Raw genomic sequence first — 12,273 nt, 5'->3', positions numbered from 1 at the left:
TATGTAGAAAACTGTTTGCTGCCGTTTTCATTGAACTTCAATTTTTTCCGGCAACTCTTTGCCTTTGTGAAAGAAATACCTCATCGGTATTTCATTGTAGTGGGCACCAATATCCCTGGGTTGACAAAACCAAACCAATTGCCCAGTCCTGTTCAACTCTGATGGTAGTCTTGAAGCATCAGGATGCGTTTCCTGAAACACCTTCAACATTTGCTCCTGCATTTCATTTGCTTTTTGGGTATAAGTGGGGTTATAAGCCAGGTTGGTTGTTTCCTGACCATCATTTTTCAGGTGGTACAATCGGTGATGAATGCCAGAGGGTCCGTGACCGGTTTCATAGCCAATATCGAGATCGTACTTGCCGGTTTCGAAAACATATTTCCATTCCTTGTCAGCCACCATGGCCATATCGTCCTGAAGGTACTGTGCAAATACATATTCCCGGTGTTGGTTCTTCTCCCCTTTCAGAAGAGGCAGCAGCGACATGCCTTGAAAATCCGGATGCGGCTCAAAGCCTAATGCTTCTACTACCGTCGGTACCAGGTCAATAAATTCAACGAGTGCATCCGTTGTTGTACCTGAATCGAAAATTGATTTGCCCTTGATGATTAGCGGGGCCGTAATGGACTCCCTCCAAAAAGTATGTTTTTCAAATCTCTTATGTTCATTTAACAGATATCCTTGATCTCCGTTAAAAACCACCAAGGTTTGCTCTTCCAAACCATTTTCACGTAATGCATCAAGTACGATGCCGATGTTTTTATCCAAGTATTCAACAGAAGTATAGTAGGATGCAATGATACCGCGTCTTTCTTTTTCCGTTAGGTTTTTGAATTGCAAGGGTACCCATCGATCATCTTCGGGAGATCCCGAGGGCAAAGGCATATCTTCTGCTTGATATTTTCCTGCATATTCTATGGGAAAATTGAATGGCGCATGGGGTTCATTGAAGGCCACCCAGAGACAGAATGGATTTTCTTTGTTGTTTTTTATAAAATCTGCTGCCCATTTTGCCAAAAAAGTACCTTTACTGTCCTCATCATAGAATGGCATTGGTAGCATATCAGCATTTTTTGTCCAGGCGGCGCCATCATAAGCTTTTACACTTTCGCGGGTACGGGTATCAGATGGGATTTGACGGGGTGGATTTTGTATGAGATGATCACGATATTCCTGGTTGTCAATGAGGTAATCCCATCCATGATCGGGCAATTCTCCATCTTGATATAGTTCGCTGAAAACAAAATTGTTGAAATGGGTTTTTCCCACCAGTGCTGTTTTGTATCCTTTTTCCCTCAAATATTCGGCAACGGTCACATTTCCATCATCGGGAAAAGGAGTGAAAAGCAGGTTGACCCCAGTGGCATGGGGGTATTTGCCTGTCATCATGGATTGCCTTGATGCGCTGCATATGGGCGAATTGGCGTATGCATGGTTAAATGTGGTGCCTTCAGAAGCAAGCCTGTCAATATTAGGCGTGCTGATCAATTTATTTCCATAAGCCCCTACCACATCAGGATGGTGGTCATCACTTACAATAAATACCACATTTTTAAAATATGTCGTTTTTTGGTGATCGGAAGCTTCTTTTTCATTGCAAGCCAATGTTAAAATGAGCATGCACCCAAAAAATATGAGATTGCGTGTAAAACTGATTTCAATTGAATCCCTCATATTGTTATGCATTCAAAACCCCATCATTTTTTGCCTTGTAATATTGTTTATCACATTTTCCCTCATTCCAATTCGATCATTGAAAATATTCCAAATCCGTAAATTTTGATCCTACTAGTACCGGTGGCATGGATGATTTTTCGGCTATCCATGCCTTGCCTTAGATCAACTGCAGAATGAATTAAAACAATTCTCTCTACAGAGCTCTATCCACACCAATTGACCTCGAATCTGTAGAAAAGAATACATTTTCTCCATCAACAGAAATTTTTATCCAGACCCATTGGGCCTCTCCAGTAATCATCCCCTGACTTTCTCTTCATGTACCTCATTCCCCAGGGTATCAAAATGGGTAAAGGTAATCTCCGGAATTCCACTTTTTCTTTCCACTTTGATGCCCAAAAACCCTCCTTTGACCCTTAAGAAACGATGCTCCTCTCTTTCATCTTCCTGATCCCATCCTTGGGCATGGGCATCACTGACCGGTCCTGAACCAAACTCCATCAGCCCGGTTTTCTTATCAACTGAAACATATTGCCAATGCCTGTCTCCATTGACAACAAAGGTGTTTTTCTGGGCGGACAGAAAATCCCTCAACCAATTTCCCTCCGTTTCGAAGGAATCATTTGCGTGGTTATCTGACTTATTCTCACGGTCTGGTCCCACTACGGGGGTTGGCGAAAAAAGGATCTTGAATGTGGCATCAGAATCGTTTACAGTTTTCTCAAACCATCGCCGCTGTTCCCTACCCCAAATTGTTTTATCCGGACTGTCCGGGATAGGGTTGGGAGATCGGAACTCCCTTCCTTCTACCAGCCAGATCTGTAAATCCTTGCCCCATCTGAAAGTTCGGTAGGGCTTATCTCTGATCGGGGCATTTTCTTTCCAGATCTGCAGACCATCCTCAAAAGTAAGTTCTCCATAAGTCCCCGATGAGGGATAAACGTCGTCTTTTAACAGATCATGGTCATCCTTGAGCATGTAAATGGGGGTATTTTTGTAAAAATCCACTAAAGCCTGCCAACTATCCATGGCATGCCATTTATGTCTCGCCAATGCTTTATTTTTGGCCAGAGGGCCGGGCTTATCATAATAGACATAATCCCCGGTATGGACAAAAAAATCGGGTTTTAGCTTGCCCATGCTGTCATAGGTATCAAATCCTCTTTCAGCATGGTCATAACTCCAGAAATACTGGCAGGTAGAGGTTACAAGCTGAATGGGTTTTGGTAGGCTGGGGTCAGGAGCAGTCCGGAAAAAACCTTTAGACTGAAACAATTCTTCTGTACTTTCTGATTTAGCTTCCCAGGTGATTTGATAACCGGTGTCAGTTTTCAGGTTTTCAAAAGGAATCTGGACGGTAAAGTCGTTTTCTTCTGTGGCAGGATACCAATCTGAAACAAGGGATTTTCCGTTTTGCACCAGTCTGGCCCTGACCATCCCTGACACCCCTTTTACCGCCCCATCCATTTCTGCAATGGGCATCTCATCATCAAAACCAATGGGATGCCGGAATACGGTCTCCTCTCTTTGATGTCTGATGGGCTGAGGCTTTGGCTGGGCACATAACCTGGTCCATAACAGTGCCGAATGCGCATCAACTTCCGCGGTTTTAAATCCAGTGGTAAAGAATATTTCATCCCCAGAGAGTTTGGATAATTTTTTCTTGGCCATGGTGACCAAATTTGGAAAAATGGACAATGAAGCCAAGCCAAATCCAAATTTTGCAAAAAAACCTCTTCTGCTTTTGTTTTTCATAAGTCAACAAGTTGATCTTGAACTGCTCAAACTGGTTTTGTATTGGAAATTAATTTTTCAAATCATTATTCAGAAGGTAAAATAACGCAGGCCCAATGTCCTCTTTCAGGTTTTTGGATGGGTGCCTTACCATTTATCTCAACTTCCTCAATTGTATCCAGCCAGGTATTTTCTGAAACGTTTACCCACGCTATTTGCCATTTGCCTTTTGCCCCATTCATATCAAGCAAAACCTGCCCATCACCGGCATCTAAAGGGAAGTAAATGGCGTATTGCTTTCCTTCTTCAGCTAAAAGATAGGCCTCATTCTCTTCCCTTTCTGATAAGAGATCATTTCTGGGATTTGCTTTTGTCAATGCAAGTTTATCTGAAACCTGCCTCATGGATTGAATGACCCGTTGTGCTTTAGGACTCAATCCCAATCCAAAATCCGTAGCAGCTTCATGGTCCTTCGGATCCTCTAAAGGATGGGGCCGGTGGAACCGGGCACTTGCCGCTCCAGCAAATACCATCCTACAAAACCGGGCAATGGATTCTTCTTCTCCATGTCTGGCAGCCCCATAATTTTTGATGTTGTTGATGGGCCTGGGATTTTGGGATAGGTAATCACGAACATATTGGATGTTGTCATAATGACGCTGGCCCAAACCTGAAAAGGCATTGTTTTGAGAAATGTCCACAAAGGTGTAATGCTGGGGATCATCAAAAACAAGCCGGTGATCAGCTGCCTGCACATCCTCTCTCCTACGCATTTCTGTCACCTGCACCTTGACACCTTTTTCTTGACCTTTTTGGTGAAGGTATGCTGCCCAATAATTACTCCAAGCCAGTTCTTCTCCGCTTTCATTGTTGATACAATAGATGACGTTAGGAAAAGGAAGGGAAATGGACAGCAGTTGGTCTACATAAGCTTGTTGGTAGGAAAGCACCATTTCATTATTGTCCAAATCCGGCACGGTACGAAAAAAGGCATGCTCCGAAGGTTCAGAGCGGGGAGGATAATCCACCGCAATCGGCAATCGGGACGTTTCAGGAGTGAATGTCATGGTATTCACCGGATTAAAGGGATGATGTGACCAGCCTCCAAAAGACTGATGGTCTTCATAATGGTCCCAGGGATCCCATATCTCCAACTGTACGATAATGTCCTTATCGTGGCAAATCTTCAAAAAGGTGGCAAAACGGTCCCAATATGCTTCATTGAACTTGTCCAAGTCAAAATAACCCTCCGCTGTTTTGGCATAGGCAAAGACATTCCCTACATTCCTGTGGCTCATGGTATTTCTTACATAATTTCCTCCTACTGACATCAATAATTCAAGATGACCCTCTAATCCTTCGGGATGATTAAATAAATTGTCCTGCCAGGTTCCTCCTAAAAGCAGGATCGGTTCACCTTTGTAACTCCAATAAAAGGGATTTTCCGGAAAGGGCTGTACGGGTTTATCCTGCTTGTCCTCCACTTGGGACTTTTCGCATGCGGTTCCCAGAAGTAGAACAGCCACGAAAATTACTTTTAATAGAAAAGTGTTTATGAAAGATTTCATGGTTTTTTTGGTTTGATTGATGATGATTTTTTATGGGTCACTGCGAGCAAGATTAAGGTGTTTGGTAAACTGCTTTTTTTAGCATTATCGCTTTCAATTGCAAATCCGGATTTCCATCGATCGACAGACCAATCAACTGTTTGCCTTTTCTAAAGGTCCGGATCCCCAAATTGACCACAGGCCAATTCATTTCCTCCACTTCTCCTCTTGGCACCCTGTCCCTGTTGGGAATCAAGGTGGCTGAATGTACGTCTCGGATGTCGTACCGTTCATAAAGGCCATCCAATCCGAGGGAAAGCGAAAAAGGATGTGTATTTGAAAGTTGAAGCTGCACTTCATAGTCCATTTGCTCTACTACTTCGATTTCCCAATAAACAGCGTCTCCAGGTTTTTCGAATCCGATAAACCAATCATTGGCCCAACCCATTTCTCCTTTAAAATGTACATTTCCTTCCATTTTTCCATCACTGGCAGGAAGTTCCACACGTGGTACAAGATCATGTCCAACCTGAATAGCAGGAGGGTCAACTCCCTTGACCGTCATCTCTTTCAGCCATGACCTATAAATGTTTTCCATTTCTTCGGCCCGTGTTTTTTCAGTTTCAATCAGATTGCTTTTTTGGGAAGGATCATCAATTAAGTGGTAAAGTTCCTTTTGGTTGTTTTTTAAAGTCAGCAGGTATTCCTGATTTCGGATGGCCCCGGGAATGGTATCAAATTCAAGGTGGACTTGATGCGTAAAAAAATTTCTGTCTTCCCATTCGGTGTCCCCCTGTAAAAGCGGCATAAGGCTTTTGCCGTGTATGTTGGGATCGAGAACTTGACCTATGTTCAGTAAGTCCATCAAGGTCGGTAAAACATCCACGTGTCCGGCCCATGGTTTGATCTGCTGATGACCAACACCTGGTATTTTCATAAAAAATGGCACCCTAACCCCTCCCTCATCCAAATCGGCTTTTTTACCTTTCATGCCCCCATTATACCGGATGCCGTTGGGACCATTATCGGTCATGAAAATGACAATCGTGTTTTCAATTTTTCCACTTTCTTTCAAATATTCCATCAACCTGCCCACATTATCATCGATGTTTGCTACCATTCCGTACACACATGCGTCTTTGTCATCCAATCCTTTTGCTTTGTATTTGTCAAAATAACTGTCAGGAACCTGAAAGGGGCTGTGAGGGGTATTCAGAGACAACATGGCAAAAAATCGGTCTTGCTTGGCCATAAAAGCAATGGTGCTGTCGGTTAAAACATCAGGGAGATATCCCTTGGTTGGCACCTCCTCAAAATTATGTATAAGCTTAGTGTCAAAGTAGTTGTTCAGATGCCCCTCAGCAAAACCGAAAAATTCGTCGAATCCTTGACCCAAAGGATCATGGGGATATTGCTTCCCCTGATGCCATTTGCCGAAAAGCCCGGACACATAGCCATGGGGCTTCAACACCTCAGGGATGGTGTTTTCTTCCTCGCGCATTACCTCCATGCGGTGGGTGACCCAGGTGGTGCCTGTGGCGAGGTGGTACCTGCCGGTCAACAAAGAGGCCCTCGTAGGGGCACAAACTGGGGAGACATAAAACCTGTCGAACACCACTGACTCCTTGGCCAAAGCATCGATATGGGGTGTCTCAACAATGCCATTTCCATGATAGGATAAGTCGCCCCATCCTTGATCATCTGTCAAAATCAAAAGGACATTGTAATCTTGCTCAACAGAAGTAGGTTTACAAGAGGTAAGGGAATGGAAGACAAATAGTGTGAAAAGAATGAAAATCCGGTTTCGACTGGAAAAAAAACTGTTCTCTTGGGTCATCTTGAATTGAATCGGGCCTTTTCTTATTTCAATTAATCCCTTTCAAGATAATTAAAAAAAGGCCTATTCCCCGAATTCTATTGAACATTTATGTTAAGGCCCACATTTGTTTACAAGCTAATAAATTCCTGAGCAGTGAATCAATCAATTTTTATGATATAAGCAAAATGTAATATTTGGACAGGATTAGTGAGGAGCAAAATCGTTTGAAAAGTATAAGGTATGCTACCTTATCAATGAAAAAATCAGGTCCAGAATATTCTGGACCTGATTTGAGGTAAGAAATTATTTGGCCCACCAAACCTTGGTTTCCAAATTATCCGGGCCTTGGGCAGCAATGGCCGCTTCGACATTTTCTTGGTTTACAGAAATCTCGGAATTGGGATAGGTTAGCCTGTTGATGAAAAGCACTTCCCTTCCTTCAAAAGGATTTGGTTCCAGTACTGGGAATTCGGTTCTTCTGAAATTGGCAAAAGCTTCGGGTCCATTCATAAAAGAGGCAATCCAATATTGTTCGTTGATTTGTCGCACAGCAGTGGCATCCCCTAAAGGATTAGCACTGATGTAAGTTTCAATTGCCCCTGAAGCAATTGCCATCGCCGGGTCATAGTCAGCCATCTGATTCATATGGGCTCTGATGCCGGCATGAAAATAATCCTGAGCCGTTCCTGCTGAAATCCAACCAAGCTGTCTGGCTTCGGCCAACAGCAATTGGGTTTGGGCGGCAGTCACAATAAAATTAGGAGAGGTCAATTTAACCATTCTCCTTCTATCCACTTGACTGAAATCATAGAAACTTGCCAATCCCAATTCGGCGGCAACCCGAACAGCACCTGCATTGTCATTTCCCATAGGCATACCAATCTGAAGATTCGGGTCAAAGCTTTGTCTATCTACCGTTTGTTCAGGTCCTGAAGTAGCTCCTACATACCTTACCGCAATGGAGCTAAGCCTTGGATCATTGCTGTTTTTCATAAAGTCCACAAAAGGCTCTGTCAGGTAAAAGTTGGCTGCTTCTGTGGCATTAAGCGTATTGCCTATGGGATTGAGGTAATTGGCATCATGCCTTACGGCCACATTATCCAGGTTATTGGTTATCACACCCCCTGCAAATGCTTGATTTACTGCCTGTTGTGCGGCACCAGGACTTGCTTTGCTTATTCTCATTCCTGCACGGAGGAGAAGGGAATAACCAAATTTCCTCCATTTTTCTACATCTCCGCCAAATAAAACATCTGCGGCTTCTGTTCTCCCAGTGGCATTTAATGCAGCGGAAGCCTCACCCAGTTCTTTGATGATGTCGGTATAAATAAGCTCTTGGCTATCGTACTCCGGAAAGAAAATCAGATCACTAAATCCTGCCCCAGCCTGCCTGTAGGGTACTGAACCGTAAGTGTCTGTCAAAACCATAAAGGCATTTGCCTGTATAATTCTGGTCATTTGGACCAAATTGGTTCTTGTGGGGTCATCCTTGATCCGGGCCAAGACATCTTTGGTGTTTTTGATGACATTACGGTAATACTGTTGCCAGTTGGCCTGAGTCGAAGCCCTATTGTCCTGATTGAAATTAGCGCCTGTCAATACACCTGAATTTGGGGATATCACATGTTGAACGGCCCCCCATTCATATACAATCACCCCAAAGGAGGAAGGGGCAGAAGAAATGATCGCTTGATTCAATTGGAACGTTGGATCGATTACAGTAGCAGAAACTGTATTGGTATTCAGCTCATCAAAATTCTGATCGCAGGAAGTACTATATCCAATGAATAGCACAATCCAAATATATTTAAATATCTTTTTCATGTTGTTGTTGTTTAAAATCTGACATTTAAATTAAATCCCATTCCTCTCGTGGTCGGTAAACCAGTAGCTTCCATTCCGACCAGGTTATCCGAAGCAAAACCAAATGATTCGGGATCGATATTGTCCACCCATTTTTTCAACATCAAGACATTGTTGGCAACAAAGTTTAAACGAACTCCAGCAACAGGCCATCTTTCAGGAATGAACTTGGTAAAATCATAGCCTGCCGTCACCTGACGGAGTTTCCAGAAACCGTTATCGTAAACTACCGGCTCTACCAAACCCTGTGACCTCACAATTTCCCAATAGGATTGAACTGGGGCTACTACGGTATTTGCTTCACCTGCCGCGTTAACACCTACGCCAACCACTCCACCTTCACGGCCTTCCAAGGTCATTTTGTGCAGACCATGTCTTACCGCATTGAAGTTGGTTCCCGAAATCATCTTGCCTCCCAATCTGAAATCAATCAAGAAAGAGAAGTTGATTCCTTTGTAATCGAATGAGTTGTTAAATCCTCCAATCCATCGCGGAAGGGCACTTCCAAATTCAACCATTTCAGGCGTCCTCAAGGGAAGTCCATTGCTTCCAAACACGGTACGGCCTTGGTTATCCCTCAAAAAACCAAACCCTGTCACTTGTCCCATTTCCTTGCCAACCACCTGTCTCAATTCTCCATTGAATACGTGGTTACCCACAGTGATTCTTTCACCAGGCGTTTCGGAAAGTAGGCTAAGGACTTTAGTTTTGTTGTAGGCTCCATTAAAGGAAGTTTCCCAGGTAAAATTTCCTGTCTCGATAGGAACAACGGTCAGCAACATTTCCACCCCTTGGTTCCTACTTTGACCGCTGTTGATGGAGGTATTGATAAACCCAGAGGCATCAGAAATCTGTGCACTTACAATCTGGTCTGTGGTGATTTTGTTGTAGGCTGCCAAATCCAAAAGGACTTTACCTTGGAACATTCTCAATTCCAAACCAACTTCTGTTTCAGCCACCCTCATGGGTCTCAGATTTGGGTTGGGTAGGGTATTGCCAATTGGGCTACCAACCGGTTGTCCTCCAAACAAATTGGCATTGATGCCATAAAACAAAACGTTGGAATATGGGGCAACATCAGCATCACTGCCTACTTCCGCATAGGCCAACCTAAGCTTTCCGAAGTTTAGCCAGTCACTGGTACCTGTATTCTCGGTAAAGACCCAACTTGTGGAAATGGATGGGTATAGAATACTCCTGTTCTGCTCAGATAGTGTAGAGAACCAATCATTTCTAAGTGTACCATTGATGTAGATGGTTTTTTTGTAAGAAAATTCTGCAAATGCAAAAAGAGAATTTACCGCCCTTTCCACACGGTCAAAAATGGGGTCTTTTGCTCTACCGTTTTGAACCGTATACAAATCACGGATGACAAAGTCAGTTACCTGTACACTGTTCAACTCCGAATTCCTTTTCATATGGTTACCACCCACATTGGCGTTGACCCCAAAGTCACCGAATTCCTTGGTAGCAGACAAGATGAAATCCGCGTTGATTTCTCGGAATCTTCTTGCTTCCTGAGTGAAAACTCCATTCACAAAGCCTGCGGGTGCGGCAGCTCTGGAAGCTTGACCGGTGGGGAAATTGTTGTATTCCTGATCTCTAGACCAATAATCCTGTCCAACCCTTCCCTGAACATAAAGCCAATCTGTGAAATGGTAAACAGCGGCTATGTTTCCGAAAATCCTATCCCTTTTGACTTTGTTAAATTGTTCCGATAAGGTAAAGTAAGGATTTGTTCTGTTCCTGAACCTGGAATAAACGGCCTCATTCCCAAACTCATCAAATTTATTTTCATCAAGCACATTGAGCGGCATGGAGTTCGCCATATTATACAGTGCCGTTGGAATGCTATTGTCCTGGTCTGCCACGTTGGGGGGATTGGTGTTTCTTTCTACAGAGTAATTGATGTTACCCCTGAAGCTTAATTTTTTACTGAATTCATGGGTAAAACCAAAATTGAATGTTTTTCTATTGAAAGAATTGTTTGGGACTATTCCTTTACTGTTCAAGTCAGAGAAGGAAAAGTTCATCCCCCCTTTTTCATTGTTGGTGGCCAAACTGATCGAATTGGTCATGTTCTGTCCATTTCGGAAGAAGTCATTTATGATTCCTCTTACAGGTACATACGGTACCACCACACCATCAAACAACGTCTGCGTCATCCCGGGGGCAAATCTTTCCCCAAATGACCATTGGCCCGACGTTGGATTTGGGGTAGTCGGTCTTACACCTTGTTCCCCTTGTCCGTATTCATATTGATAATCCGTAAAATCCAAAGGTCTTTCATTGGTGTAGTTTAAATTGTAGGTTACGCCAATCCCTTTTGAATCGCCTTTTGATTTGGTATTGATCATGATGACCCCATCCTTTGCTCTTGAGCCATAAAGTGCGGATGCTGCAGCACCTTTAAGGACAGTCATGCTTTCAATATCATCCGGATTGATACTGCTTAGTCCATCACCTCCATCTGAAGTAATACCACCACCTCTCGTTCCTATGGAGTTATCAGAGGCTTGATTGCCTGGTTTTGTACCAAAATTGGTATTGTCTATCGGAATCCCGTTCACTACGATCAAAGGATTGTTCTGTCCCGATATGGATGACTGACCGCGAATCCTTACTTTGGAGGTACCTCCTGGTCCTGTACCTAAAGAGGAAATGTTAACACCGGCAATTTTGCCTTGAAGCGCATTCATAAAATTGGGCGTCCTGTTGACTGTTACTTCGTCCGAATCCACGTTTGTAGCCGCATAGCCAATACTCCTAGAGGTCTTTTGGATACCAAGTGCGGCAATCACCACCTCTTCCAGGCCGGTGATTTCCTGAGCCATCACCACATCGATCACGGATCGGTTGCCCACCTCAATCCTTTGAGGAGCAAAGCCAATGATAGAAAAATTCAGTGTTGCCCCTTCAGGAACGGTTAATCTGTAATTTCCATTGAGGTCCGTTACCGTACCGGTGGTAGTGCCGACGATGGAAATGGCTACCCCGGGAAGTGGTTCACCGTCCTCACTTTTAACACTTCCGCTTACTTCTATATCAGCGCTTTCATGGTCTATTTCAGGAGTATTTGAAATAGAGATGGGCTGTAAGTTTTCCTTATGGCTCAAACCATCTTCGGTGCCGAAAAAATGGTTTTCCTTCTCGGATGTTTCAATCGTAAATGATCCTTCAGGTTCATTAGAAAGCGACGTTATCGTCCTTTCATTTTTTTCGTAAAAACTATCATGATTTGATATTGTAGCGTTGGCATCCAGAATTTCTTCTAGACTCCCTACCAGTGAAAGCTGATTGATGTTTTCATCCTCCATGCTTATTACCTGGACCGAACTGTCAGTAGCGAACACTTCTAGATAGGATATGGTCAATAAAATGGCACTTATCAGGGCACATTTGAAGACCATAATCATTGTTTTGTATAGTAATGGTATCATATTCTGGGTTAGTTTTGACAAACAATCAATTATAGAATATTCCCTTTTTTCAGCCTAGGATTAGGCTGGAAGTGGTTCTATCGGATAAAAAGGAAAATCATTCAGAACCATTTGTTTTTTTCTTCATAGGCAGTTCAATAGGTTGATTCGAGGCAATCATAATTCAAGTAAATAATCCTAATAATTAAGGAGT

Annotated in this window: 6 protein-coding genes; all 6 read right to left on the bottom strand. The window is 43.2% G+C overall.

Translation table 11 applies throughout. The annotated features are described in order from the left end of the window. Nucleotides 1-27 precede the first annotated feature (27 nt). The 6 genes from H1A14_RS17230 to H1A14_RS17205 all read right to left on the bottom strand — a co-directional run bounded on the left by H1A14_RS17230 (nt 28) and on the right by H1A14_RS17205 (nt 12,080). On the bottom strand, nt 28-1,620 hold the full coding sequence (locus H1A14_RS17230) for a sulfatase family protein (protein WP_194777530.1): 1,593 nt from the start codon (nt 1,618-1,620) through the stop codon (nt 28-30). A gap of 354 nt (nt 1,621-1,974) precedes the next feature. Then, the gene (locus H1A14_RS17225; RefSeq protein WP_194777529.1) at nt 1,975-3,432 is read right to left on the bottom strand and encodes an alkaline phosphatase D family protein; all 1,458 of its coding nucleotides are present in this window, start codon (nt 3,430-3,432) and stop codon (nt 1,975-1,977) included. A 65-nt stretch (nt 3,433-3,497) separates the two neighbouring features. Next, the gene (locus H1A14_RS17220) at nt 3,498-4,979 is read right to left on the bottom strand and encodes a hypothetical protein (protein WP_194777528.1); all 1,482 of its coding nucleotides are present in this window, start codon (nt 4,977-4,979) and stop codon (nt 3,498-3,500) included. Nucleotides 4,980-5,031: 52 nt separating this feature from the next. Further along, nucleotides 5,032-6,795, bottom strand: a complete 1,764-nt coding sequence (locus H1A14_RS17215; RefSeq protein ID WP_194777527.1) for an arylsulfatase — start codon at nt 6,793-6,795, stop codon at nt 5,032-5,034. A gap of 285 nt (nt 6,796-7,080) precedes the next feature. Next, on the bottom strand, nt 7,081-8,601 hold the full coding sequence (locus H1A14_RS17210) for a SusD/RagB family nutrient-binding outer membrane lipoprotein (RefSeq protein ID WP_194777526.1): 1,521 nt from the start codon (nt 8,599-8,601) through the stop codon (nt 7,081-7,083). An 11-nt stretch (nt 8,602-8,612) separates the two neighbouring features. Continuing rightward, entirely contained in the window at nt 8,613-12,080 is a 3,468-nt protein-coding gene (locus H1A14_RS17205; RefSeq protein WP_228527835.1) for a SusC/RagA family TonB-linked outer membrane protein, read from the bottom strand. Nucleotides 12,081-12,273 lie beyond the last annotated feature (193 nt).

Origin of the sequence: Pararhodonellum marinum (genome assembly GCF_015354735.1) — a bacterium.
Taxonomy (GTDB): domain Bacteria; phylum Bacteroidota; class Bacteroidia; order Cytophagales; family Cyclobacteriaceae; genus Pararhodonellum; species Pararhodonellum marinum.
This window is presented reverse-complemented; position numbering and strand designations above follow the sequence as displayed.